28 protein-coding genes are annotated in these 23,380 nt (G+C 62.9%); 8 read left to right on the top strand and 20 right to left on the bottom strand.

Going from position 1 to position 23,380, the window contains the following annotated elements; translation table 11 throughout:
• Positions 1–54: 54 nt before the first annotated feature.
• The 4 genes from MSIL_RS00400 to MSIL_RS00385 all read right to left on the bottom strand — a co-directional run bounded on the left by MSIL_RS00400 (position 55) and on the right by MSIL_RS00385 (position 4,600).
• Positions 55–2,448 (bottom strand): efflux RND transporter permease subunit, encoded by a 2,394-nt coding sequence (locus MSIL_RS00400; protein ID WP_012589130.1) that lies wholly within the window; start codon positions 2,446–2,448, stop codon positions 55–57.
• 265 nt (positions 2,449–2,713) lie between these two features.
• On the bottom strand, positions 2,714–3,241 hold the full coding sequence (locus tag MSIL_RS00395; RefSeq protein WP_012589129.1) for a gamma carbonic anhydrase family protein: 528 nt from the start codon (positions 3,239–3,241) through the stop codon (positions 2,714–2,716).
• Positions 3,242–3,295: 54 nt separating this feature from the next.
• Positions 3,296–3,691: a DUF3126 family protein gene (locus MSIL_RS00390; protein ID WP_012589128.1), complete on the bottom strand. Its 396-nt coding sequence runs from the start codon at positions 3,689–3,691 to the stop codon at positions 3,296–3,298.
• Between the two features lie 141 nt (positions 3,692–3,832).
• Entirely contained in the window at positions 3,833–4,600 is a 768-nt protein-coding gene (locus MSIL_RS00385) for an alpha/beta fold hydrolase (protein WP_012589127.1), read from the bottom strand.
• A gap of 269 nt (positions 4,601–4,869) precedes the next feature.
• Here MSIL_RS00385 and MSIL_RS00375 point away from each other — a divergent pair, with 269 nt between their 5' ends.
• Entirely contained in the window at positions 4,870–5,091 is a 222-nt protein-coding gene (locus MSIL_RS00375) for a DUF2093 domain-containing protein (protein WP_012589126.1), read from the top strand.
• Between the two features lie 54 nt (positions 5,092–5,145).
• Here the strand turns inward: MSIL_RS00375 and MSIL_RS00370 are convergent, their stop codons facing one another.
• The 3 genes from MSIL_RS00370 to MSIL_RS00360 form a co-directional block, all read right to left on the bottom strand.
• Complete coding sequence (locus MSIL_RS00370) at positions 5,146–6,477, bottom strand: 3-deoxy-D-manno-octulosonic acid transferase (RefSeq protein ID WP_012589125.1); 1,332 nt, start codon at positions 6,475–6,477, stop codon at positions 5,146–5,148.
• A gap of 180 nt (positions 6,478–6,657) precedes the next feature.
• Positions 6,658–6,921: a DUF4170 domain-containing protein gene (locus MSIL_RS00365; protein WP_012589124.1), complete on the bottom strand. Its 264-nt coding sequence runs from the start codon at positions 6,919–6,921 to the stop codon at positions 6,658–6,660.
• A gap of 93 nt (positions 6,922–7,014) precedes the next feature.
• Positions 7,015–7,836, bottom strand: coding sequence for a 3'(2'),5'-bisphosphate nucleotidase CysQ (locus tag MSIL_RS00360; RefSeq protein WP_012589123.1), 822 nt, complete (start codon positions 7,834–7,836; stop codon positions 7,015–7,017).
• Between the two features lie 216 nt (positions 7,837–8,052).
• On the opposite strand from MSIL_RS00360, the gene MSIL_RS00355 reads away from it, so the two are divergent.
• Positions 8,053–8,313, top strand: coding sequence for a hypothetical protein (locus MSIL_RS00355; RefSeq protein WP_012589122.1), 261 nt, complete (start codon positions 8,053–8,055; stop codon positions 8,311–8,313).
• Positions 8,314–8,373: 60 nt separating this feature from the next.
• On the opposite strand, the gene MSIL_RS21545 is transcribed toward MSIL_RS00355, so the two are convergent.
• Entirely contained in the window at positions 8,374–9,066 is a 693-nt protein-coding gene (locus MSIL_RS21545) for a hypothetical protein (protein ID WP_012589121.1), read from the bottom strand.
• Between the two features lie 294 nt (positions 9,067–9,360).
• Between MSIL_RS21545 and MSIL_RS00345 the strand changes: the two genes are divergently transcribed.
• From MSIL_RS00345 to MSIL_RS00325, 5 genes are read left to right on the top strand one after another with little or no spacing between them, the layout of a single operon-like run.
• On the top strand, positions 9,361–10,491 hold the full coding sequence (locus MSIL_RS00345) for an ABC transporter substrate-binding protein (RefSeq protein WP_012589120.1): 1,131 nt from the start codon (positions 9,361–9,363) through the stop codon (positions 10,489–10,491).
• A gap of 31 nt (positions 10,492–10,522) precedes the next feature.
• A complete protein-coding gene (locus MSIL_RS00340; protein WP_012589119.1) occupies positions 10,523–11,401 on the top strand; it encodes a branched-chain amino acid ABC transporter permease in 879 nt (292 codons plus the stop codon).
• Positions 11,401–12,249 (top strand): branched-chain amino acid ABC transporter permease, encoded by an 849-nt coding sequence (locus MSIL_RS00335; RefSeq protein ID WP_012589118.1) that lies wholly within the window; start codon positions 11,401–11,403, stop codon positions 12,247–12,249. Before MSIL_RS00340 ends, MSIL_RS00335 begins: the two co-directional genes overlap by 1 nt.
• Complete coding sequence (locus MSIL_RS00330) at positions 12,246–13,043, top strand: ABC transporter ATP-binding protein (RefSeq protein WP_012589117.1); 798 nt, start codon at positions 12,246–12,248, stop codon at positions 13,041–13,043. Before MSIL_RS00335 ends, MSIL_RS00330 begins: the two co-directional genes overlap by 4 nt.
• Positions 13,040–13,756 (top strand): ABC transporter ATP-binding protein, encoded by a 717-nt coding sequence (locus MSIL_RS00325; RefSeq protein WP_012589116.1) that lies wholly within the window; start codon positions 13,040–13,042, stop codon positions 13,754–13,756. Before MSIL_RS00330 ends, MSIL_RS00325 begins: the two co-directional genes overlap by 4 nt.
• On the opposite strand, the gene MSIL_RS00320 is transcribed toward MSIL_RS00325, so the two are convergent.
• The 5 genes from MSIL_RS00320 to modA form a co-directional block, all read right to left on the bottom strand.
• Positions 13,733–14,074: an ArsR/SmtB family transcription factor gene (locus MSIL_RS00320; RefSeq protein ID WP_012589115.1), complete on the bottom strand. Its 342-nt coding sequence runs from the start codon at positions 14,072–14,074 to the stop codon at positions 13,733–13,735. The genes MSIL_RS00325 and MSIL_RS00320 overlap by 24 nt on opposite strands.
• Positions 14,075–14,134: 60 nt before the next feature.
• Positions 14,135–14,884, bottom strand: a complete 750-nt coding sequence (locus MSIL_RS00315; RefSeq protein ID WP_012589114.1) for an SDR family NAD(P)-dependent oxidoreductase — start codon at positions 14,882–14,884, stop codon at positions 14,135–14,137.
• 150 nt (positions 14,885–15,034) lie between these two features.
• Positions 15,035–16,123, bottom strand: a complete 1,089-nt coding sequence (gene modC / locus MSIL_RS00310) for a molybdenum ABC transporter ATP-binding protein (RefSeq protein WP_012589113.1) — start codon at positions 16,121–16,123, stop codon at positions 15,035–15,037.
• Positions 16,120–16,812, bottom strand: a complete 693-nt coding sequence (gene modB, locus MSIL_RS00305) for a molybdate ABC transporter permease subunit (RefSeq protein WP_012589112.1) — start codon at positions 16,810–16,812, stop codon at positions 16,120–16,122. The genes modC and modB overlap by 4 nt, the downstream gene beginning before the upstream one ends.
• 72 nt (positions 16,813–16,884) lie before the next feature.
• The gene (gene modA / locus MSIL_RS00300) at positions 16,885–17,682 is read right to left on the bottom strand and encodes a molybdate ABC transporter substrate-binding protein (RefSeq protein WP_012589111.1); all 798 of its coding nucleotides are present in this window, start codon (positions 17,680–17,682) and stop codon (positions 16,885–16,887) included.
• Between the two features lie 767 nt (positions 17,683–18,449).
• On the opposite strand from modA, the gene MSIL_RS19925 reads away from it, so the two are divergent.
• Positions 18,450–18,899 carry a type IV pilus assembly PilZ gene (locus MSIL_RS19925; RefSeq protein WP_012589110.1) on the top strand — a complete coding sequence of 150 codons (450 nt, stop codon included), beginning with the start codon at positions 18,450–18,452 and terminating at the stop codon, positions 18,897–18,899.
• A 171-nt stretch (positions 18,900–19,070) separates the two neighbouring features.
• On the opposite strand, the gene MSIL_RS00290 is transcribed toward MSIL_RS19925, so the two are convergent.
• The 7 genes from MSIL_RS00290 to MSIL_RS00260 all read right to left on the bottom strand — a co-directional run bounded on the left by MSIL_RS00290 (position 19,071) and on the right by MSIL_RS00260 (position 23,372).
• On the bottom strand, positions 19,071–19,532 hold the full coding sequence (locus MSIL_RS00290; RefSeq protein WP_041367398.1) for a hypothetical protein: 462 nt from the start codon (positions 19,530–19,532) through the stop codon (positions 19,071–19,073).
• A 299-nt stretch (positions 19,533–19,831) separates the two neighbouring features.
• Positions 19,832–20,401: a hypothetical protein gene (locus tag MSIL_RS00285; protein WP_041367396.1), complete on the bottom strand. Its 570-nt coding sequence runs from the start codon at positions 20,399–20,401 to the stop codon at positions 19,832–19,834.
• A gap of 233 nt (positions 20,402–20,634) precedes the next feature.
• Positions 20,635–21,045, bottom strand: coding sequence for a hypothetical protein (locus MSIL_RS00280; protein WP_148212983.1), 411 nt, complete (start codon positions 21,043–21,045; stop codon positions 20,635–20,637).
• Between the two features lie 35 nt (positions 21,046–21,080).
• Positions 21,081–21,440 (bottom strand): hypothetical protein, encoded by a 360-nt coding sequence (locus MSIL_RS00275; RefSeq protein ID WP_012589106.1) that lies wholly within the window; start codon positions 21,438–21,440, stop codon positions 21,081–21,083.
• Between the two features lie 179 nt (positions 21,441–21,619).
• Positions 21,620–22,111 (bottom strand): rod-binding protein, encoded by a 492-nt coding sequence (locus MSIL_RS00270; RefSeq protein WP_012589105.1) that lies wholly within the window; start codon positions 22,109–22,111, stop codon positions 21,620–21,622.
• Between the two features lie 28 nt (positions 22,112–22,139).
• Entirely contained in the window at positions 22,140–22,556 is a 417-nt protein-coding gene (locus tag MSIL_RS21120) for a hypothetical protein (protein WP_148212982.1), read from the bottom strand.
• Positions 22,557–22,643: 87 nt separating this feature from the next.
• A complete protein-coding gene (locus MSIL_RS00260; RefSeq protein ID WP_244406187.1) occupies positions 22,644–23,372 on the bottom strand; it encodes a flagellar biosynthetic protein FliR in 729 nt (242 codons plus the stop codon).
• Positions 23,373–23,380: the final 8 nt, after the last annotated feature.

Below are 23,380 nucleotides of genomic sequence, written 5' to 3'. Positions count from 1 at the left end.
GATGCTTGTGGCCTGAACGACGAGGCGGCCCGACCGGCCGCCTTTTTCGTTGATCTATCGCGGCGCCGCGCCCGCGGCGCCGCCGCGCCGCCACGCCGCCAAACGCTCGGCGGCGCTGTGCAGGAACATCGCGGTCGGCCGTAGAATCAGCAAATCGGCGGTGAGCGCCGCCATCATCGCAAAGGCGCTGAGCCAACCGAACAGGCGCAGCGAGGGCAGGTCGGAAAAGACCGTCACCGCAAGGCCGCAGGCCAGCACGATCGAGGTCAAGATCAACGCCGGACCGACGAGGACTGTCGCCTGCTCGACGGCAAGCGCATAATTCTCGCCGGAATCGCCTTCGATCCGGAGCCGGTTCAGGAAATGAATCGTCGCGCTGAGGCCGAGGCCGAAGGACACGGTAAGCGCGACGACGCTGGCGAATTGAAGCCCCTGCCCTGTGATCGCGAGGAGGGCGCCCGAGGCGACGACAGGAAAAATGCCCGGCAGCACGCAGGCGAGCCCGACGACGACCGAGCGGAACGCCAGCCCAATAAAGGCGGCGACAAAGAAGAATTCGATTGTGAGGCCGCGCGTCAGCTTGTCGATCATGCTGGCGCTATTGCGCGCGGCGATCGCTGAGAGGCCGGTCACCGAAATCGTGTAGCCGGGGTAGGCCGCGCGCAGGCTTTGCAGCGACTGATCGACCGCATCGACCACCGGCAGCAATTTGCTGGCGTCGGCGTCCGGCACGCGGCCCGAGACGACGACGGCGTCCCGCTTGGCGTCGATGAAGCGCTGCGTCAGATGCTCGGGTAGAAGATCGACATATTTTTTCAAAGTGCCGACGTCAGAGGCGCCCATCTTGTCCTGCAGCCAGCGGCGCAGCGTTTCGAGCGACCACACATTGCCGACGCCCTTTTGATGTTCGAGCAGGCTGTGCGTCTTGGCGATGACGGCGAGCGTTTCCGGGGCATAGAGCGAGGCGCCCTGCGGAAATTCGATCAGGACGTCGATCGGATTGGCGCCGGTCAGCTTGGCGTCGAGGCGCCCGCTCGCCGAGACCGCCTGCTCCTTGTCGGGGACCTGGTCGGCCAGACGATAGCGCGGCTCCAGATTGCCGAAGACGGCGCCAAGGGCCGCGACCACGATCAGCCCGACCAGGCTATAGAGGCCGGGATGGCGCACCATGCGGGCGGCGATCCAGAAACAGAAGGCGCGCAGCGCCTCGACGCCAAGATCGCCGCGCCGACCTGTCGCGGCCAACCTCGCCTCGTTGCGCAGCAAAAGCATGCCAAGCAGCGGCAGCAGCAGCAGAACCGTGAAGAGGGCGATCAGCGTCGCGATCAGTCCCGCCTCCCCGAAGGTGCGGATCAGCTCGGAATCGGAAAACAGCAGCGCGACAAAGGACAACGCCGCGGTGGCGTGGGTCAGGACGCAGGCCGGGCCGACGATCAAAATGGCGTTGCGCAGCGCTTCCTGCTTGCTCTGGCCGGCGAGGATTCGGTCGCGCGTCGCAAAGGTCAGCTGCATGCTGTCGGAGAAGCTGATGACCATGATGAGCGGCGTCATCACGTTCAGGAACATGTTCAACCGGAAATCGAGCCAGCCGAGCGTCCCAAGGGCGAGAATGATCGCGAGCAGCGGCGGCCCCGCCGCAATCACCATGAAGGACAGACGGCGAAAAAACAGAATGGCGATCAGGCAGCCGGCGATGAAGCCGGTCGCATTATAGACAAGACGATCGCGCTCCACCGCGGTGCGGATTTCGAGCTGCATGACCGGAACGCCGGAAAGCTCCGCCTTGAGGCCGGTCCTATCCAGATCCTCGGCCATCGTCTTGCGGATCTCGCCGACGGCGGCGTCGAGCCCCTTGCCGCCGACGATTTTCGGATCGAGCGCCAGAACGACAAGGGTCAGCTGACCGTCTTCCGAGAGGATCTTGCCGCGGATGATCTCATTGCTCATGACGCGCTTCACAAGGGCGTCGTAAGCGGCGCCCTCCGGCAGCGGGTCGGGGAAGAGCGGCGCCGGCGTATCGCCGTTTTCCGGCGGCTGGCGCGCCGAATAAAGCGAGATCACGCCTTGAACGCCGTCGATCAGCTGCACGTCGGTGACGAAATTGCGGAGCTTGTCGAGCGAGTCTCGCTCGAGCAGACTTGGCCCTTCGATCACGGCGAGCACGTCATATTCGCTCGACGGGAATTTCCGCGTCACTTCCTCATATTGCCGGAACTCAGGCGTATTGGAGCGAAACAGCTGGCTCAACGAATCATCGACCTTGAGCCGCGTCAGCCCAAACCCGGCCGCGATCACGAGCGCCAGCGCCGCAAGCGCGACAAACAGAGGATAGCGCAGCGAGATCAGCCCGGTCCGCTCGATCCCAAGCGCCAACCCCGCGCGCTTGCCGACGCTCGAAGAGGCGAGGTTCAGATCGGCCGCGTGCTCCTTTTGTCCTTGATCGGTCATCGGCGCAGGCTTCTCCGGAGTTGGCCTTAAGCTTAGGCCATGACGCCCAACGCGATCATGCCCAAATTATCTATAGGAAGCGGACTTTAATTTCAGATGAGCCGCAGGGCGGATTCCTCCAAGATCATCGGCTCCGGCGGCATGGACGCGGACGCCAGATCTCGGAAGGACCGCCCGCTTTCAGGCGTAAGACTCCAGAGCGCCATGGCCTTCGCGCATAATTGCGCCGGAGCTGATGCTTCAAACGCCTGCTCCTGAAAATTGACTAAATGGCGACAAGGCCCTTTGCGTAGCGCCGCCAATTGGCGACGTAACGGTTGGCGCTTTCCTTGAGCCGCGCGACGTCGATCTCGTCGAGTTCGCGAAACAGTTTGGCGGGACTTCCAACGATCAGCGAATTATCGGGAAAAATCTTCCCCTCCGTGACAAGGGCGTTGGCGCCGATAAGGCAATTGCGGCCGATGCGCGCGCCATTCAAAACGGTCGCGCCCATGCCGATCAGGCTGTTATCGCCAATCGCACAGCCATGCAGGATGGCGTTATGCCCGATCGTGCAGCCCTCGCCGATCGAAACCGGCGAGCCCGGATCGGTGTGCAGCACGCTATTATCCTGGATATTGGAGCGGGGCCCGACAAAAATTTCTTCATTGTCGCCGCGCAGCACGACGCCAAACCAGATCGAGGCGTCGACTCCAAGTCGGACCTTGCCAATCACCTGCGCGTCGGGCGCGATCCAGAACGCGCCAATCGGCGGCAATTGCGGCTCAATACCGTCGATCGCGTAAAGCGGCATCGATCAATTCCGGCTTGCCGCGGCGGGGGTCAAACAGCGTCTCCCGCGCGGGTTTCAATAGGCCTCGAGATCGAGGTCGAGAATGGCCATTTGCAGCGTAAAGCTTCGGCCCTTCGGATCGTCGGCCGAAATGACGCCAAGAAAGTCATCGCCGCGGTTGAGCTCGACCGAATCGGTCTTTTTGGCGCGCGGCACGATCTTCAGCTTGTCGGTCTCGAACAGGCGTCGCAGATAATCCTGCAGCACCGGCCGCTCGACAGGAATCGGCATGGCGAAGGCGAAAGACCGGTCGCCATCCTCGTCGTCGACCGTAATCACGCCGATCTGCTTCTGCCCAAAGAACACGTCGGCGTCATCGGGATTGTGTTTGCCCTGCGCGACCTTGATCCCGTCATTGCCGAACGCCTCACGCAGGAAGCCCTGAAGCTTATGCAATTCGGTCTTGTCCAATGCGACTCCTCCTAAAGCCGGGCGGCGCGACGGCCCAGCGCCTGCGCCGGCTTGTGCGGGCCGGTCAATATGTTTCAGGCAGCTGCCTTTGCCAGAAAACGGCGGACCCCGCAACTGCGCGCCGAGGGCGGCCGCGCCCAATCACGGCCGCTCGGCGAGAAAGGCCAGAACGCCCTTCTTGAAGATCGGATCTCCGACCGCGCGATTGTGATCGCGCCCCTTGATGTCGAGCGCCTGCCCGTTCGGAAAAATCGCCGCCAGCTGCTTCGGATCGCCGGCGACATCGTCCTCGCTGCCGGTGGCGACGAGGACGGGGGTTTTGATTTGCCTTGCTTCCGCTTCGCTGATCAATTGCCGCGCGCCGCGGATGCAGGCGGCCATCGCCTTGAGATCGCTTTTGGTCGCTTCCGCGAAGTTGCGGAAAAGGCGCTGATTTGGCGTCATGAGATCGTTCACGGAGGGCGCCTCCATCGCGTCGGCGATGCCGAGCGGAAGGCCGGCGCCGTCGATCAAATGATGGCCGAGCCCGCCAAGAATGATCGATCGCGCCCGCTCCGGGTGGGCCTTGGCGAAGAAGGCGGCGATCCGCGCGCCCATCGAATAGCCCATGATGTCCGCCGTCTCGATGCCGAGATGGTCGAGCAGGCGGCGGCAGTCCTCGGCCATTTTGGGGACGGCGTAGTCCTCGGGCGAATAGAATTTCTGGCTGCGGCCATGGCCGCGATTGTCGAAGGCGACGACGCGCCTGCCGTCCTCGGTCAGCGTCTTGACCCATTGCGGGAAGAACCAGTTGACCGCATGATTCGACGCAAAGCCATGAATGAGAATGATGGGCTCGTTGCGGTCGTGACCGACCGGCGGCTCGTCCACAAAAGCGAGCCGCGCGCTCCCATCGGCAAAATCCAGCATCGGCGCTCCGTCTTCAGGATCACGATAATTTTTGGATTTCAATCAAATCGAAATCGCTTTTTCTAGTCCGCATTGCGTCGCGGCCCGCGGCGCCCCTGCGGACGCTAAGCCCGGCGAACGTAAAGCCCCCGCCTCGAATTGGAAGCGCAATCTTGAAAAATGGCGGAGGCGCAATCGAACGCGGCGCGGGCCTGTTCCGAAGTGCTTGGCGAAACGGCAATAATTGCGTTATGGTTACCGCCGCTTTCGGAAAATTGAGCACGAGATTCATGAACCGTTATGAACGCCGCCCCGTGGCCGCCGGGGAAGCCGAGGTCGAATATCTCGATGGCGAGTTTCGCATTCTGCGGCCGGGCGCTTTCGTGCGTTGCGCGGCGACCGGCGCTGCGATCCGCATCGAGGAGCTGCGCTACTGGAACGTCGATCTGCAGGAGCCTTACGCCAGCCCCGAGGCGAAACTGCTGAGGCTGAAAATGGCGGCCAAGGGCTAAGCCTCCGCCCAGCGTTTCGCCGCGCGTCTTTGGCGCCCCCCGCGCGCGCTTGCGTCAGCTCTCGGCCTCGTCCTCCACGCCCGGCCTCAGGAAAACCTGCGCCAGGAATGGCGACAGCGCCTGCATGATCCGTGTCGAGGCGCCTGACAGGCGCTCGACCTCTTCGGCCGCGGCGCGGCCCATCGCCCGAAGTTCGGCGGCGTCGAAGAGCAGCAGGGTAACCTCCGCCGCGAGCGATTCCGCGTCATGAACCAGCGCGCAGCCGCCGGCCCGATCGAGCGTCTCATAGCTGTCCGCAAAATCGGAAACCTCGGGCCCGCGCAGGATCGCGCAGCCGAGCTTCGCCGCCTCGATCGGATTGAGGCCGCCTCCCCCCGAGGCGACGCCGAGCGACCGGCTTATCGCGTCGCCCAGCGATCGACCGAGGAAGACGACTCCCGCCGCGCGATACAGCGTCCCGGCGTCCGCCCCCGCGAGGATCAAGATCGCGGGCAAAGCTTCGTCGCCGGCGCTGGCCGTCGCAGCCCGCGCGTCCAATCCAAGCTTGCTTGCACGCAGGGCGATCTCGATGGCGCTTTTCGCCCGCCGCGGCGCGATGATGGTCAGGACGCCCGGCAGTTTCGCCGCGATCTTGCGATGCGCGTCGAGAACGACGTCAGCCTCCGCCTGATCGGCCGTGAAAGCCGCCCACACCGGCCGCGCGCCAATGCGCGCCGAGAGCAGCGCGAGCGCCGCGCTGTCGGCAGGTTCCGGCGAAAGATCATAGGCCGGGTCGCCGACAATTTGCGCATAGCCGGCGCCCAAATGCCGCAGCCGCTCCATGTCGGCGGCGCTGCGCGCGAGACAGGCCTCAAATCCGGAAAGAAGAGCGCGCGCCAGTTTTGGCGCTCGGCTTAAAAGGGCAAACGCGCGAGCCGACAGATGCGCGTCGACGAGCGCGACCGGAACGCCGCGCCGGCGCATTTGCCGCGTCAGATTCGGCCAAAATTCGGCGCCGTCCAGCAGAGCGACGTCGGGACGCCAGGACGCAAGAAAGCGGGCGGCGAATTTCGGAACGTCGAGCGGCGCATATTGATGCAGCGCGAAGGGGGGCAACCGCGGCGGCGCGGCCTCGTCATCCCGCGTCGTCACCAGCACATGGAATCCGGCCGCGGCCAGCCTGTCGATCAGCGGCAGGAGGCGCGTGGCGTCAATTGCCGTCGCCGCAGCGACCCAGACAAGCCGGCCTTGCGGACGAGCCGCCGACGGGCTGCCCAGACGCTCGGCTGCGATCCTGCGCTCGTCCTGGCGCGACCGCCCGCCGCGAAGCCGAACCCGCCACCACAGGACAAGCGGAGCAAGCGGTGCGAAGGCGGCGCTGCAGGCCCGATAGAGGGAAAGCAGCATGACTCCCCGTTAAGCCCGATCCAGATCCGGCGCCGACTGTACGCAAAAGGCTCCGGCGCTCAAAGCCGAACTTCTGGCGCAGGCGGACGGGGTTTCAAACGCCAGCAGGAAAGGATCGGAGCGCGCAAAGGGATTTCGGCCGGAGTTTCGCGCGGAGGCCGTTTTTCGGAAGGGCGGCGACTATTCTTCGTCGCCTTCCTCTTCATGATCTCCCGGCTCGATCAGCCGATGGAGATGGGCCACGAAATAACGCATTTGAGCGTTGTCGACCGACGCTTGCGCCTTGGCGCGCCAGGCGGCGACGGCCGAAGCGTGATCCGGGAACAGCCCGACGATTTCGATTTCGTCGAGATTCTTGAATTCAGTGGAATCGAAATCCTTCAGTTCGCCGCCGAAAACAAAGTGCAGAAGCTGCTTCTTGGGGGGAGCAGGGGCGCGTTTCATGATTGTGTCCAGCGTTCTTGAACAAGGGCAGTTCCCTTAGCGCGAGCGGTAAGCATTTTCCAAGCCATGCGCAAGGGCCGGCCGCCGTCGCCTTCAGGGCTCAAAAGCATTTCGCGTGCGCCGCATCGCGTGATTGATCGCCGGGTAGATTTGCAGCGGCGCGGCCGCAAGCAGACCATGCCGCGTCTCCACGCGATTATAGACGAGATCGCAGCCATCGAGGCTGGCAAGCCGTCCCCCTGCCTCCTCCAAAATCAGATCCGCCGCGGCAATGTCCCAATCGTTGGAGTTTTCCGAGGCGAAGCCGGCGTCGAGCGTCCCCGAGGCGACATAGACGATGCGCATCGCGAGCGACGGCACGCGCGGCTGCAGGCTGAATTTCAGACCCGCCAGACGCAATTCCTCGGCAAGGAACATCGGCGCGCCAACTTTAGAGCCGGCTTCGAGCGCGGCGAGCTGCGACACCTGGATCGGCGCGCCGTTGAGGCGAGCGCCCGCGCCGCGGACCGCGACATAGGACTGCTTTAAGGCCGGCGCATGGACGATCCCGATTTGCGGACGCCCGTCGCGGACCAGCGCGGCGGCGACCGCCCAGGTCTTCTCGCCCAGCGCGAAGGCCCGCGTGCCGTCGATCGGATCCAGCACCAAGACTTCGCTGCGCGTGAGCCTGTCCTCGGAATCCTCGGTTTCCTCGGAGAGCCAGCCGGCGTCAGGCAAAAGCCGCGCGAATTCCGTTCTGAGAAAAGCGTCGACGAGAAGATCCGCCTCGGTGACCGGCGAGCCGCCTTCCTTATGCGTGACGCGCGCGGTCGTTCTTTGTCCCGGTCGAAAGAAGCCGAGCGCAATGTCGCCCGCCCGCCGCACGGCTTCGTGAAACGAAGCAACCAGATCGTCGGCGTGCGAAAGAACCGTCAAAACTCTTTCTCGGGAAGGCGGGACGCAAAATGGCTTAGCGCGCTGCAACTGGCGAGACAAGCATTTCTCCGGCCGCGCCAGCGCGCCGATCGACGCGGACGCGGTCTTGGTTAGGGTTCTGCGATTTGTCGAGGGCGGCGTTAGTCTGGCAAAAGCCAAGGTTCTCGGGCCGCGTTTTGGCGCGAAGCCTGGCCGTGAAAAAATCAGGAGACCTTGATGATCGCCGTCGATCCGCTTATCGCCGCGGGCGTGCTGTTCTGCACCGCCGTCACCGACGCGGCCTATGTGCTGTTCACCGCCGCGGTCGCCGGACGGCGGCGATTCTCGGCGGCGAATTGGAGCGGCGTCTGGTATCTTCTCTCCGCTTTCGCGGTGATCAGTTACACGCAGAACGCCGCCTATGTGGTCTTCGCGGCTCTCGGATCGTGGATCGGCGCGTTCTTGTCGGTAACCTGGCTGAAGCGCGGCTCCCCATAAGAAACGGCCGAACTTTCGTTCGGCCGATGAAGGTCGCGGAAGGTTCTAATTCCCGACAGTCTACGGCGTCACCGAGCCTCGAGCGCGTCCGCCGCTGACCTTGCAGGAGCAGCCGATCCCAATGTAGGAGGCGTTAACAAGCTGGCAGGTGCGCACCGGAGTCGTGCAGAAATTGCCGATCCCACCCGTGGCGACGCTGCGGCCGGTCACGACCGGAGCGGCAGGCGCGACATAGGCGTAATTGCCGCCGTAGGGATAGGCATAAGGATAGTCGTAGCTGTAGTCATAGGCCGGATAGGCCCAATCGCTGGCAAGGCCGTAGCCGAGGCCGAGCCCGTAGAGACCGCCGCCCCATCCCCAGCCCCAGCTCGGGCCGTAGTTCCAGCCCCATCCGCGCCGCCACCCGGCCCAACGGTTGCCGTTGCCGGCCCAGCCGCCGTTCCAGCCGTTGCGCCAGCCGCCATTGTTCCAGCCGCCGCCGCGCCAGCCCGCATTGTTAAAGCCGGCGCCGTTCCAGCGCGCGCCGCCGCCCCAACCGCCGCCGCGAAAACCTCCGGCATTGAACGCCCCGCCGCGGAAGCCGCCGCCGCCCCAGCCGCCGCCGTGAAAGCCTCCCCCGCCGAATCCGCCGCCGTGAAAACCGCCGCCGCCAGCGCGGCCAGCCCCGCCATAGCCCCCCGCGAAAGCGGGGGCGGCCGCGATCAGCGCCCCCGTCAAAACCGCAGCCGCGGCTAATTTGCCCAATAGTCTCATCACGCGCTCCTTCGACCGGGCTCGTTCGGCCCTGCCCAAATATAAGGCGAAAGTATGATTCAACGCCTGGCGCACGGGCAGAGTTCCGCCTATTCGCGAAAACAGCCGAGCCGCAGCTATGCCAGGTCGGCCGCGCGCGGACGGTCCGCATCGAGCGCAACGCAGCCAACCTAATGGTCCAAACGCTTGGAATCCATCACGATGTTTTTTGATTGATTCGCCCCAAATCATCGTGATCTAGGAATCGGCAAGGCTTCGGTCTAGACCGTTCGCCATCCCTCCCAGAGCCGCAAGATGATCCTGTTCCGCCCAATCCTCCGCTGCCTGCTCGCCGCCGCATTCCTCGCCTCGGCGACTTTTGCGCGCGCCGCCGATCCGCTCACGATCGGCGCGATCGAAATTTTGAGTGGACCGAACGCCAAATATGGCGTCGCCATCAAGCAGGGCTTCGACCTTGGCCTCGATGAAATCAACCGCGGCGGCGGCGTGCGCGGGGTTCCGCTGGCCATCGCTTACGAGGATTCCGCCGGCAGCAAGGAGCAGGCGATCAACGCCGCGCGCCAGCTGATCGGCCGCGCCAAGGTTCCGCTGCTGCTCGGACCGACGCTCTCGACCGAAATGTTCGCGGTCGGTCCGATCGCCAATCAGCGCCAGACGCCGATCATCGGCACATCGACGACCGCGATTGGGGTCACCGACATCGGTCCTTTCGTGTTCCGCACCTCTTTGCCCGAAGCCGATGTGATCCCCGTGACGCTGCGCGCCGCTCGCGACAAGCTGGGCGTCAAGAAAGTCGCAGTGCTGTACGGCCGTGACGACGCCTTCACCAAATCGGCCTATGACGTCATGAAGGCGGCGCTCGCCGAGCTGGGCTTTGAGGTTCTGACGACGGAGACATTCGGCGCCAAGGACACGGATTTTTCCGCGCAGTTGACCAAGATCGCCAGCCTCAATCCCGACGCGATCGTCATCTCCGCGCTGGCCGACGCCGGGGCCGGCATTCTGCTCGCAAAGCAAGCGCTCGGCCTGCCGCAAACGGTGCGTGCGATCGGCGGCAATGGCATGAATTCACCGAAGGTGCTCGAGATCGCTGGGCCCGCCGCGGATGGGCTTCTCGTCGGCAGCCCGTGGTTCGTCGGCAAGAGCGATCCACTCAATGCAAAGTTCATCGAAGCCTATCGCGCGAAATATGGCTCCGATCCCGACCAATTTGCGGCGCAGGCCTATGACACGATCAAGATCGCGGCGAGCGCGCTGAACGAGGCCAAGGATCTCAGCGGCGAAGCCATCCGCGACGCGCTCCTCAAAACCAAGATCGAGGGCGTCATGGGCCAATTCGCCTTCACGCCGGACCGGAGCCCGGCCGTCGTCTCGGGCGTCCTTGTCCTCGAAGCCGCCGGCGGCAAATTCACGATTTTGAAATAGACTCGCCTTTCCCGGCGCGCCGGATCAACCCATGCTTCTTCAGCAAATCATCAATGGATTCGTCGCCGGCTCGGCCTATGCGCTGTTCGCGCTCGGCTTCACGCTGACCTTCGGCGTCCTGAAGATCGTCAACCTGACCTATGGCTTTTATTTTTCGGCCGGCGCCTATCTCGCGCTGTTTGCGGCGCTGCATGGCGCGCCGATCGCGCTGGCGCTTCCCCTGGCCGCATTCGCGACCGGCCTCATCGCTGTGGTTCTCGACTCTGCGCTGCTGTCGCGGCTGCGCCAACAACAGGCGCCCGAACTCGCGTCGTTGATGATCACGCTTGGGGCGACGCTGTTTCTCTACACCGGCATGACGGCGCTGATCGGCTCGGAGATCCGGCGCTTTCCGATCGGCCTCATCGAGGCCGCTCCGTTCCGTCTCAATGGGGCGAGCATTTCGCTGACGCAGATCATCATCGTCGTCACGGCCGGCCTTCTCGCCGCAGCGCTGATTGGCGTCTTGCGGGCGACGCGGACCGGCCTTGCGATGCGCGCCATGGCCGAAAATCCGCAGGCCGCCGAGCTGATGGGCATCAACACAGGCGCGATCATGCGCCGCGTGTCCTTCCTTTGCGGCGCGATCGCCGGCGCCTCGGGCGTTCTCATCGGCCTCGAGCACAACGCCATTACGCCCTATATGGGCGAGACCATGGCCCTCAAGGGCTTCGCCGTCATCATTCTCGGCGGCCTTGGCGACGTCGGCGGCGCGCTGATCGCGGGGCTGTTGATCGGCCTCCTCGAGGCGCTGACCGCGGGCTATGTCTCATCGGTCTACAAGGACGCCGTCGGTTTTCTATTGCTCGTTTTGACCCTGTGGGCGCGTCCCTTCGGCCTGTTCGGCCGGGCGAGCGTCAGGCGCGCCTGATGCCGGCTGCGCTCGACGATTTTCTATGGACCTATCAGAGCCTGATCGCCTCGCTTGGCGTCAACGGGCTGCTCGCGCTGAGCATGTATGTGGTGCTGGCGATCGGCCAGCTCTCGCTCGGCCAAGCCGCCTTCATGGGCCTTGGCGCCTATGCCTCGGCCCTGCTCAGCCTCCACAGCGGCCTGCCCTTCCCGCTTGTTCTGGCGGCTGCGACGCTGATCCCGGCGGCCTTCGCCCTGGTCATCGGCGCGCCAACCTTGCGCCTGTCCGGCGTCTATCTCGCGCTGGCGACGATCGGTCTTGGCGAGATTTTGCGCATCTTTCTCATTCAATCCGATCTGACGGGAGGCGCCCTCGGCCTTTCAGGGATTCCCGCCAAGGCCGGCTTTGCGTTGATCTACGGTTGCCTCGCGGCGGTGACGCTGGCGCTGATGCTGATTGCGCGCTCGCGCGTCGGCCGGGCGATGGAAGCGATCCGCGAGGACGAGACGGCGGCCGCCGTCAGCGGCGTCGATCTCCCCCGCTACAAAATGGCCGCGCTTGTCGTCTCGGCGATGCTGGCCGGACTCGCCGGCGCGCTGAACGCGCACGCCTCCTCCTTCATCGGCCCGAACGACTATGGGTTTGACGCCGCGGTGACAATTCTGAGCTACGCCCTGCTCGGCGGCGTCGGCTCGCCGTTCGGCCCGCTCGCCGGCGCCCTTGTGTTGACGCTGCTGCCGGAAATTCTGCGTCCGCTGCAGGATTTCCGCCTCGTCGTCAATGGCGCCATCATCGTCATCGCCGTCCTCTACATGCCGCATGGGTTGATCCCGTGGCGTCCCCTGCGCATTGGCGCGCGCCCATGAGCGCCGCGCCGCTGCTCAACATCAAGGGGTTGACGCTGCGCTATGGCGGGCTCGCCGCCGTTGAGGATCTCGATCTCATTGTGGCCGAAGGCGCCCTTGACGCGCTGATCGGACCGAATGGCGCCGGCAAGACAAGCCTGTTTAATCTGATCAGCGGCCTGACGCGTCAGGACGACGGCGAAATATGGCTTGGCGGCGCGCGCATCGACCGGCTCTCGCCGTCGCAGCGGGCGCGACGCGGGCTCGCCCGCACCTTCCAGAATCTGCGCCTGTTCACTGAGACGACGGCGATCGAAAATGTTCTCGTCGGCATGCATCTTCATGTCGGCGGCTCGCTCCTCGAGATTTTGACGCGGTTCGGGCGTTTCCGCCAAGCCGAGCGGGCGGCGGTCGACGCGGCGCGCGAGCTGCTTGCCTTTGTCGGTCTTTCGTCAGTCGAATATGCGCCGGCCGGATCGCTCTCTTATGGCGATCAGCGCCGGCTCGAAATCGCCCGCGCGCTCGCTGCAAAACCGAAGCTGCTGCTTCTCGACGAGCCTGCCGCTGGCATGAATCCCGCGGAGACGGCGGCGCTGCGGCTCCTGCTCGAAAAGCTGCGCGCGCAAAAAATATCCATGCTGCTGGTCGAGCATGACATGAGCCTCGTCATGCGGCTTTGCGACAAGATCACGGTCTTGAATTTCGGCCGCAAGATCGCTGAAGGGCCGCCCGACGCGGTGCGCGCCAATCCCGCCGTGATCGAAGCCTATCTCGGCGTCAAGGGCGCCGCGCATTTTCGGGGCGACGCGGCATGACGGACATCATGCTGGAGGCGCGCGGGCTGACGATCGGCTATGGCGGCAAGCTTGTCGTCCGCGACGTCGACCTCACGGTCCGGCGCGGCGAAATCGCCTGCCTCATTGGCGCCAACGGGGCCGGCAAAACCACCATTTTGCGCGGCCTCTCCGGCCTTTTGAAGCTGCGCGCGGGATCCGTGCGTCTCAACGGGGAGGAGATCGCCAACCGCTCCGCGCACGCCATCGCCGCGCGGGGAATGGCTCATGCCCCAGAGGGGCGGCAGATTTTCGCGGCGATGAGCGTCGCCGACAATCTCCGCGCTGGCGCATATCTCGCGCCCTCGGCGGCGGAGATTGGCCGCAGACGCGACGCCGCGCTCACGCGCTTTCCGCGTCTCAAGGAGAGGTTGACGCAACAGGCGGGACTTCTCTCAGGCGGCGAGCAACAAATGCTGGCGATCGCGCGCGCTCTGATGGCCGATCCGAAGCTGCTATTGCTCGACGAGCCGTCGATGGGCCTTGCGCCGCTGATGGTCGAGGAGATTTTTTCGATCCTCGCGGCGCTCAAAAGCGAAGGGCGCACAATCCTGCTCGTCGAGCAGAACGCCAACGCCGCCCTCGCGCTCTCCGACCAGGCCTATGTGATTGAGGCGGGCCGCATCAGCCTCGAAGGCCCGGCGCGCGATCTCATCGACCATGACGGCGTCTCAGCTGCCTATCTCGGCGGGTGATGCGCTCACCCCGTCGCGGGCGGCGAGGTCGTCCTGCAACTGCGCGATAAAAGCGTCCAGCGTGTCGCGCCGCAATGTGTAGCTCGCAAATTTTCCCTCGCGCGTCACGTCGATGAGGCCCGCGAGCTCGAGCTCCTTCATATGGTGCGACAGGGTCGCCGGATTGACGCCCATGCAATCGCGCACCGACACGCAGGCGAGCGCATCCGTTTGCGCGCCGAGACGTTTCAAAATCTCATAGCGCGTCTTATCGCTCAGCGCCCTGGCGATCAGGAGAACCTGATCGCCGCTTAGCTGTTTGCCGCCAGGTTGCGACACGGTTTTGATCCTTTTGATAGCGTCCCCGCTAAATTTAGCGGGGACGAAGAAAGCAATGCTTTATTTCAGTCCGCCCGACACAACGATAGTCTCGCCGGTGACCCAGCGCGACTCGTCGGAGGCGAGAAACACGGCGACAGCCGCGATATCGTCCGGCTGTCCAACGCGACCAAGCGGGGTCTGCGCCACGAACTGAGCTTCCATATCGCTTCCGGCGATGCCGACGGCTTGGGTGCCCTCGGTTTCGACGATGCCGGGATTGATCGCATTGACCCTGATCTTGCGTGGGCCGAGTTCTTTCGACAGGACGCGGGTGGCGGAATCAACCGCCCCCTTGGTGGCGGTGTAGACAACAGATTGAGGTATGTTCATGGAGGTGACCGCGGAGCTGATGTTGATAATGCTGCCGCCTTCCGGTTTAAATTGCTTGACGGCCTCGCGGGTCGCCAGCAGCAGGCCAAGGACGTTGATGTTGAAATGCCTGTGGAACTCAGCTTCCGCGAGATCGTCGATGGCGCCGAACTGATAGACGCCCGCATTGTTGACGAGAATGTCGGTCGGCCCGAACACGTTCTTGGCTTCCGCAAAAATCTTCAGCACGTCGGCTTCCTTGGCGACGTCGCCCTGCACGGCGATCGCCTTGCCGCCCTTCGCCTTGATGTCGGCGACGACGGCCTGCGCGCCTTCCTTGCTCGACGCATAATTGACGACGACTGCGGCGCCTTCGGCTGCAAGGCTTTTGGCGATCGCCGCGCCTATGCCTTTGGAGGCGCCAGTTACGATGGCTGTTTTGCCGGACAATCTGCTCATGCTTAACCCCTTTTCCGCCTGATACTTCGACAGTTTTACATCTATCGAACAATTGGTTCCGCTTATTTGGGTCGGCGGGATTTGCTTTCAAGGGGCCGCAAGAGAAAGATCGTTCTTTTTTGGCAGGAGCCAAGGCCAGCTGGCGTCGACTTAAGACGACCCATCGACCATGCGCTCGTCAATCGCCGTCGCCTTGATCAACGCAAAAACCCGCGAGCCGGGCTGAAGGCGAAGTTCGTCCACTGCTTGGCGGGTGGCGACGGCGGCAAGATGCTCCGCTCCGTCCAAAGTGATGTCCACGATAGCGAGCGGCCCGACCGCGTAGATGCTCTTGACCGCGCCCGCCAGCACGTTGCGGATGCTCGTTTCCGGCGGGGGCGCGGTCGCGAGAATAACGTCGGTCGCCTTGATGACGATTCGGATCGACCGGCCTCGAGCTCCGGCCGGGCCAACCATCCAGATCGTCCCCGCCGGATGAATCAGGTTGGTGAGCCCATAAACGGCGTCCGCGTCTCCCACGATCACGCTCAGCGCCGAGGACCGGTCAAAACGATCGTCGAGCGCGCTCACATCGGCGCCAAAAACTTCATTCGGACTGCCGATGACCTTGACCTTGCCGGCCTGGAGCACCACCACCCGGTCGGCCAGACGCACGACTTCTTCGATCGCGTGCGAGACATAGACGATCGGGACCTTGAAATCGTCGCGGATGCGCTCGATCAGCGGCATGATCTCGAGCTTGCGCGACATATCGAGCGCCGCCAATGGTTCGTCGAACAGAAGCAGCCTCGGACAGGACAGAAGTGCGCGTCCGATGCCGACGCGCTGGCGCTCTCCGCCGGAGAGGCGCGCCGGCCGCCGGCCCAAAAGCTTGTCGATGCCGAGCGTCGCGATCACGGCGTCGAATTCGATCTCCTTGCGGCCGGGCGGCGCGAACCAGCGCCCATAGAGAAGATTGTGCCGCACGCTCAAATGCGGAAAAAGATAGGAATCCTGGAAAACAAGGCCGATGCGCCGCTTGTAGGGCGGAAGGAAAACGCCCTTCTCGACATCGACGAGCGGCTGCCCATCAAGGTTGATATAGCCGCGGGTCGGACGCGACAGGCCGGCGATTAGACCAAGCGTCAGCGATTTGCCGCATCCGGACGGCCCGAACAGAGCGGTGATCCCCTGCCCGTTGCCGAAGGCGACATCAAGTTTGAACGTTCCAAGATCGAGGCCGACGTCGACTTCGATCATTCGAAACTGGCCACGCGCTTTTCAGCCCAGCGCTGAATGATTTCCGAGGCGATTAGCGCGGCGAGGGCGATGATGATCGAGACGATGGTCAGCCGCAGCGCGCCGGCGTCCCCTCCCGGCGCCTGTGTAAAACTATAGATTGCGGCCGAGATGGTCTGCGTTTCGCCGGGGATGTTAGAGACGAAGGTAATCGTCGCGCCAAACTCGCCAAGCGCGCGCGCAAAACCGAGTATGGAGCCGACGATAATGCCCGGCGCCGCCAGCGGCAAAGTGATCAAGGCGAAGGTCCACAGCTTGCCGGCCCCGAGCGAACCGGACGCAAATTCAAGCCGCCGATCGATTCCCTCGAACGAGAGCCGCATGGCCCGCACCATCAGGGGAAATCCCATGACGGCGCAGGCGAGCGCGGCGCCCGTCCAGCGAAACGACAGAACAATCCCGATGCTCGCCAGGAACGGGCCGAAAACGCCTCTGCGCCCGAACAGGATCAACAGAATGAAGCCTGTGACGACGGGCGGCATCACCAGCGGCAGATGAACCAACCCGTTGAACAGCGTCTTGCCGGGAAAATTCCAACGCGCGAGCGCATAGGCGGTCAGGATGCCGAACGGCAGGCTGGCCACGGTCGCGACGATGGCGATGCGCAAGGAAAGCCAGATCGCGGTCCATTCTTGCGGCGAAAGATCCATCACGCGAACGGCTCCCTGCGGTTTTCTCGTCAAAAATGGCCGCGATTTCGCCCTCGCGCCAAATTCCGCGCGCTATTTCGAGAGGATCGAGAAGCCTTGTTCGAGCAGAATCTTCACAGACGCCTGCGAGGACAGATAGGCGACGAAATTCGCCGCCTCGGGATTTTTAGACTCTTCGAGGATGGCGACCGGATAGACGATCGGGCTGTGCGAAGAGGCCGGGAACACGCCGACAATTCGGACCTTTGGTTCGGCCTTGGCGTCTGTCGCGTAGACAATGCCGAAACGCGCCTCGCCGCGCGCGACGAGGTTGAGCGCGGCGCGAATATTGTCCGATTGCGCCAGTTTGGGTTCGACCTTGTCCCACACGCCGAGCGCGACAAGCGATTCCTTGCCATAGACGCCGCCGGGGCACGACGTGATCGTGCAGACCGCGATCTTGCCCGCGCCCGTCAGACCGGCGAGATCAAAACCGGATTCGATTTTGAGCGTCGTCTTTTGGTCGGCCGGTTCGACCAGCACAAGTTCGTTGCCAAGGAAAGCGCGGCGCGTTCCGGCCCGGAGCAGTTTCGCCTTGTCGAGGTAATCCATCCAATTGAGATCGGCGGAAATGAAGATGTCTGCGGGCGCGCCCTGCTCGATCTGCTTGGCGAGCACGGCCGACGAGCCATAGACGAGCACCGGCGCCTTGCCATTCTGAGCCGTCCAGGACGCCGCGATCGCGTCGAGCGCCGTCTTCATGCTGGCGGCGGCAAAGACCGTCGGCCCGGCCGCGGGCGTCTGCGCCGCAACGGTCAGCGGAGCCAGCCCAACGGCCAGCGTCAAAACAAGCGCCAATGCGTTAAGCGTGCGGCGCGCGATCATTATCATGTCCGAAATTCCTTTGTGGATGACGCAACGCAGAGGCGCTGGACGGATGCGTCAATATATTCCAGTCGATACAGGATGAGCAAGCGAGCTTTGCCGTTACGCGGCGTTCCGTCGCGTAAAATGCCGGCGGTGCAACTTGCCGCGCCGCCAATTGATTGCTGAAACAGCCTCCGGCCGGCCCGGAAGCGCTATCACCGCGACAGGCTTGTTTGGCCTTGGCGACAAAAGTGAAAAATCAAAAAAAGACGTCGCGCTCCATTCGGCGTCTTGTCTTTGCCGGGGTCGGGGGACGCCCCCTCCGCAAGACGAATTCGCTGCAAAACAAAAAATGCAGCGCCGTTAACCAAGATGCTTCGCGTCCTGGACAAGTTGCGCAAACCGCAACGCCGGCGTTTACCACAAGATGAACCTGCAAAAGCGATTGTTCAAACGCAGCCGAAAACGCGGTAGCCTAGCAACCGCTGGAAGCAGAGCGGCCAGCTTTTGAGACCGTTTGAAAATGCTCGCTTCCTCCAAGAGCCCGCGTGATGAGCGGAAGGACGCCCGAGGTTCCGTTGCAAGCGAAGCGGTTCGCAAAGCGAATGCAATGGAAGCGGCGACTGGAGAGAGGGCTCAAAGAGCCCGTCTCCAGCCGCGAGGGCGTTAACGGCCGTGCTCCGAACGCATCCTCTCATCCTGAGCTTGTCGAAGGACGAGACGCCATTTCTGACGAAAGCCTCGTCAGGATGAGGAGGATCGAATTTGCAAACGGTCCCTGAGGATTCGACATGAACAACCGCACGCGCAATCCGCGCGAGGATGACGCCGCCTCCGGACCGCTTTTCGAAGCGGCTCAAGTCACACATCTCGACGACAAGCCAAAAGGTGATTTCGCTTATTGCGTTCGTCGCAATGGCTCCGACAGACGGGGGTGGCCGCGGCGGCGCACCCGCCTGCGGTCCGGCAAGCTGCTTGATCAGAACAATCGCTTCTTGATCGAATGCCAGATCTACGATCGTTCGGACGGCGGCGCGCGCCTGCGGGTCTTCTCTGATGTTCCGCCAGCCCTCACAATCCGGCTCTATGAGGATTGTCCGGAGCGGTTGCTGGAGGCGGAAATCGTCTGGCGCGAAGGCGGCGAGCTCGGACTGCGGTTTATCGCCCGGCGCCCCGCGCGCGCCATCGGCAAGACCATGCTGACGTGCCTCCGCGATCGCTATTACGCGATTGTTGATTAAACGTCTTTCGACTCCCATCGATGTGACGCCTTCACGCCTGGGCTCTCGGTCGCAAAGATCAGTCGCTCGTGGATTAACCTGTGTTCCGCCGAGCGCCTTATGCTCGCGGCGCCCCGTGCCGCCGACGCGGGCAGACAGGCCGGATCCGATGCGCTCCAAATACGGACACAGCTAATAGGCTTCCGTGATCGTTCCCCGTTCCGTGACAACCACCCATCGGCCGTTGCGATTCTCGATCGAGAGGATCCGTCCTGCGTCGGGCAGCGCCGTCCCCGGCGCCGCCGCAAAGCTGCCTTTTGCACTCTGCACCATAATCGCGTCTTTGGCGGAGAAGCTCACCACATACCCTTTGAGGGCTCCCCGCGGCGCCGCCGCGCTCGTCTCTCCGCGTTTTGCCGCCCCCGCCGCCACGTCCATATGGCCAGATTGATCGATCGAACCGGTCGCGCTGTAATCTACAGGATGCTTTTGAGACTCGGCGGGTTCGGAGTGGTTGTGCGATCCTCCAATCGGCTGCGCGAAGATCATCAGATGTTCGACGCCGCCAAAGAGTGGGTGGCTGTTGTCTCTGGAAATCATGACAGCGGCAAAGCTCACCGACCCGACCGCAACGACGACGCCAGCTGCGATCAACCCACGATCGACCGTCTGCGTCGCTGCGCGACTCGTGGAAACTTTCGCTGACGTCGACGCAAAGGATTTTGCGGCGCCAGCAAAGCCGAGTCGAAAACCCGCGCGCCGCCCCGCCCCGTCCGACGCCGGGAACGGGGGGCGCGGCGCCCCGCCCGTTTCCGGTCTCGCCTTTCTCAACAATTTGCCTCTAATCTCCATGACGACGCTCTCCCACCAAATTGACGCTCCAGGCCGTTACCGCGAGCGCCCTCGCCTCCTGTGCACGCGATGACTCTCGCCGGCCCGCGCCACTATCGATCTTAGGCGATGAATTCCTGTGCTTCGTGGAGCGACGAAAACATGCGGCGGCCAAGCAAGGTCTCGACCTCAACGCTGCCATCCCCGAATTGGACATAAGCGCGATCTTTCACCCATCCGCGCTCAAGAATCTTCCTGGCGTTTTCTGGCCTCGCCTTCGCGCTCACGGCCTTTGGCTGAGGCGCAGGTCTCAGCGACGGCTGAAGCGGAGCCGATGCCGAAGGCCGGCCAGCGGAATTTTGTGGGGGCGGAGCAGGCGCCGGAACGCGGCTGCTCGTCAGTTGCGAACGCGCCATGACCGCCTCGAAGAACTTGTTCAAGGCGCCAAATCCCGTCTGCAAAGCGCCGATGATCGCGAGGCCCAGCCCGCAGAAAATGACGCTTTGCGCCACCAGCGCAAAGTCGAGGGCGCCCGACTCGCCGACCTGCCCCGGAAACCGCGGCATGGCATAGTGCAGCTGCGGCGATGAAAACAACAATGCCCATCCCGCGGCCACAATCATGAAGCCAATCCAGGTTAACCGCTCGAACACCATCTCAATCGCCTTTCCATCAACAAGCAGCGCTTTCACTCGCGCCGCCGCAGGAGTCGGATCATTCCATCCGAATAGGAAATTGCCCCGTTTTGACGCGTGGCTCTGTTCCATCATCAAGTTCGAGCGCGCAGAGATCGGCGCGCCGCCAGTTGAGTCCCTCGGATTTGGCGCTGCGCCAGAAGGAAAGCGACAACAGGCGCGTCCGTGATCGTTTCTCATTCGGCGCCATCCTCCGACATTCGAGCCCGCGCTGTCGCGACCGCAACCCTCTACTTTGATATATCGCTTTTGGAAACGAAGTTGAACTGATCCACAAGAATATCCTTGATAATATCGGCGCCGAGCCGCCTGTTCACTTGCGTGGTGAGAAAGCGCGTCAACGCCGGCAGGTCATATTTCTCGAGATGCGCGAAATCGATCTTCTCAACATAGAGTTTCCGAAACGCCTCGTCCGTAATGAAGGCGTCCGGCGCCGCCGCCAAACGATTCAATGCTTCGGGATCGATGAGATAAATGAACTGAGCCACAACATAGCCGGCGACATTTCCGTCGGCGATTACGGGCACGCTGATCGGCTCTGTCTTTTTGCGATCGAGACGTTCGGGCGAATGCGGCGAATCCGTTGATTGCTCCGCGGTCGATTTCCATGTCGCGCCCAGATAGGTCGCGGTCAATGTCACCGTCAAAATCCATGCGCAGCTCGCCGCAATCCGGATCATTGAATTTCGACCTTCGCCTCGCGTATCGCGGTGTAGGTTCCATCGGATTCATGGTCCTCGATCGCGCGCGCTATGATCGATGCAATCTCGCTGACGGCCCGCAACTGCATCCGCAAACCATCCAGATTGCGTTCGAGCTTCGCGCGGAAACCGGCCAGCGCGGCTTTCGCCTCTTCCTCGAAAGTCGCCCGATCAACCGTCTGGCAAGCGTCGATCGCCCGCTTTAGCTCCAAAAGTCCATGGCTCTTCATATGGTTAAATTCATGTAACGCGGCGAGATTGTTCCGGTCTAACGCGCCGGTTTCAAGGGTGATCGTGCGTTCAAGCCTTTCGATTGCGCGCAGAAGGGCCTCCATCGCCAGCCTTTGCTGAGCGTCATCGAGGGCGTTCCCCAGTTCTGCTGTTTGTAAAGGATAGCCGCCAAGAGACGCCGAGGCCTCGCGCGTATGAGCGGCGCCTTGGATTGGCGATTCAAGGTTTTGCGTCGCGGGGGAGCGCGCGCCGGGATCGATCCGGGGTGCAGTTGGGTCCATCGTCAAGACTGTCCCTGACTCGCATCGACAATCGAAGGATGCGCAAATGTTGCGCTCTTTTGCGCCGCAGATGTGGGCGATTTTGATTTCGCCAAGCCGAGATCGATCGATTTTCCGATCTGTTTCGCCAATTGCTCGGCCAACATCGATCGCCACACATCTCCCGCGGTTCCCGCGCCGAACAGGCCCTCCCCTTTGGGCAATAGGGTTTCGACGACGCCTTGCAGAAAGAACTCCTCAAGTGCCTTATATGCTTTCGCGCCTGGGTCCGATTGCGGCGCAGGCGCGCTGAAAGAAGGAGGGTCGCTCCACACGGCGAAGCCGCCTCCGCCGGTCGCTTCGGGCGCCCCCGACGCGATGAATTGAGAAAACTCGCCGCTCGACGCCAAGGAAGGGCGAAGACTCGACAATCGTCCGGCGGCCGCCGCGACCTGAACAGGATTGGCGGCTCTAGCGACGTCGAGCACGATGTCCGAGACCGGCTTGATGGACACGCTTTTCTCCCCTTCCGCGAAAGCCTCTCTAAGATGATCCTTCAAACTTGCCGGGACCTTGCGTCCCGATTTGCGCGAAAGCCTCGATCATCTCTTCAAGCAACGTCCTTTCGTCGCGGCCGCGTTGATCTCGACCAAGATGATCGACAAGCGTCTGCGCCCGACGCAACTGTCCCCTCGCGTCAAGGCGGCGGTCGGTCTCGGCGGCGATCTCCAAGCCCAGACGAACGCGATGCCTCTCGATTTGATCAAAGCGACGCATCATTGCCTCCGCGAAAAGGCCCTCAAAGGAATCCTCGGCCGCCATAAACGCTGTCAGCTCCTCTCGTCTTCGGTTGAGTTCGGCTGCGCGTCGACCGACGTCCGCCATACGCCATTCGGCCAGCCGATCGAACCCGGTAGAAGCCTTGAGTATGCGCTTTGCCTTGCGAAGCCTCTCGTCCACGCCGAATCCATTGCTGCTTGGGAAAAAGCGTAAGATGGGCCAATGCGCCGTTCGCTTAACGCGCGACCGCGGCTATGCTGAAGCCAATCAACCCGAAGCGAGCCAAAGAGAGAACCCTGCGACGAAGAGCTCCAACAGGCTCCTGCAGGTGATGTAAAGGAGGAATAATCCGCCGGCCGCAACGGCGGGAACTGTGATGAAATAGATTGGAATTTGCGGCGCAAATCGAGACGCAATGCCAATCGCGAGATTGACGATCAACGCGTAGACGATGAAGGGACTGCTGACGCGCAGCGCCAGGGCGAAGGAACGCGCCAGGCTATTGCCGATTTCAACAAGCCCCAAGCGCGCTTCGAACAGACCAGATACCGGCCAGACAGAATAGGACGCAAGCAGTCCGCGCAAAACCTCCCAGTGCAGATTGGTGAGGAAAAACAATACCAGAGCCCCGAGCGAAATGAGCGAGACGATTGCCGGGGCCGGCTCATTGTCGTCCGTTGGGGGGGCCAACGGGCTCGAAAGACCGATCGCCATAGCGATGGCGTTCGCCAAGGCGTCGAGGGCCCCGAAAAAAATGCGGCCGAGAAATCCGATAAGCCCCCCGATCAAGCTCTCGCTAAGGATGGTTTGGACCAGGATAAAAGGCGATTCAGCCGATATTTTTGGACCAACCTCGTCCGACAAGATTGGCGTCAGGCCAAGCGTTATAGCAAAGCCGACGAACAGCCTGACCCGGACCGGAATGCGTGCGCTGGATATGCCCGGCATGATCATGAGGCAGGCGCCGATGCGGCAAAAAAGAACGAAGGCAGTCAAGACCGCGT

The organism is Methylocella silvestris BL2 (assembly GCF_000021745.1).
GTDB lineage: Bacteria > Pseudomonadota > Alphaproteobacteria > Rhizobiales > Beijerinckiaceae > Methylocapsa > Methylocapsa silvestris.
This window is presented reverse-complemented; position numbering and strand designations above follow the sequence as displayed.

Coding starts and splice junctions, on each gene's coding strand:
- MSIL_RS00400 (WP_012589130.1), bottom strand. CDS start 2,448: ATGACCGATCAAGGACAAAAGGAGCACGCGGCCGATCTGAACCTCGCC.
- MSIL_RS00395 (WP_012589129.1), bottom strand. CDS start 3,241: ATGCCGCTTTACGCGATCGACGGTATTGAGCCGCAATTGCCGCCGATT.
- MSIL_RS00385 (WP_012589127.1), bottom strand. CDS start 4,600: ATGCTGGATTTTGCCGATGGGAGCGCGCGGCTCGCTTTTGTGGACGAG.
- MSIL_RS00375 (WP_012589126.1), top strand. CDS start 4,870: ATGAACCGTTATGAACGCCGCCCCGTGGCCGCCGGGGAAGCCGAGGTC.
- MSIL_RS00370 (WP_012589125.1), bottom strand. CDS start 6,477: ATGCTGCTTTCCCTCTATCGGGCCTGCAGCGCCGCCTTCGCACCGCTT.
- MSIL_RS00365 (WP_012589124.1), bottom strand. CDS start 6,921: ATGAAACGCGCCCCTGCTCCCCCCAAGAAGCAGCTTCTGCACTTTGTT.
- MSIL_RS00355 (WP_012589122.1), top strand. CDS start 8,053: ATGATCGCCGTCGATCCGCTTATCGCCGCGGGCGTGCTGTTCTGCACC.
- MSIL_RS21545 (WP_012589121.1), bottom strand. CDS start 9,066: ATGAGACTATTGGGCAAATTAGCCGCGGCTGCGGTTTTGACGGGGGCG.
- MSIL_RS00345 (WP_012589120.1), top strand. CDS start 9,361: ATGATCCTGTTCCGCCCAATCCTCCGCTGCCTGCTCGCCGCCGCATTC.
- MSIL_RS00340 (WP_012589119.1), top strand. CDS start 10,523: ATGCTTCTTCAGCAAATCATCAATGGATTCGTCGCCGGCTCGGCCTAT.
- MSIL_RS00335 (WP_012589118.1), top strand. CDS start 11,401: ATGCCGGCTGCGCTCGACGATTTTCTATGGACCTATCAGAGCCTGATC.
- MSIL_RS00330 (WP_012589117.1), top strand. CDS start 12,246: ATGAGCGCCGCGCCGCTGCTCAACATCAAGGGGTTGACGCTGCGCTAT.
- MSIL_RS00325 (WP_012589116.1), top strand. CDS start 13,040: ATGACGGACATCATGCTGGAGGCGCGCGGGCTGACGATCGGCTATGGC.
- MSIL_RS00315 (WP_012589114.1), bottom strand. CDS start 14,884: ATGAGCAGATTGTCCGGCAAAACAGCCATCGTAACTGGCGCCTCCAAA.
- modC (WP_012589113.1), bottom strand. CDS start 16,123: ATGATCGAAGTCGACGTCGGCCTCGATCTTGGAACGTTCAAACTTGAT.
- modB (WP_012589112.1), bottom strand. CDS start 16,812: ATGGATCTTTCGCCGCAAGAATGGACCGCGATCTGGCTTTCCTTGCGC.
- modA (WP_012589111.1), bottom strand. CDS start 17,682: ATGATAATGATCGCGCGCCGCACGCTTAACGCATTGGCGCTTGTTTTG.
- MSIL_RS19925 (WP_012589110.1), top strand. CDS start 18,450: ATGAACAACCGCACGCGCAATCCGCGCGAGGATGACGCCGCCTCCGGA.
- MSIL_RS00275 (WP_012589106.1), bottom strand. CDS start 21,440: ATGGAGGCCCTTCTGCGCGCAATCGAAAGGCTTGAACGCACGATCACC.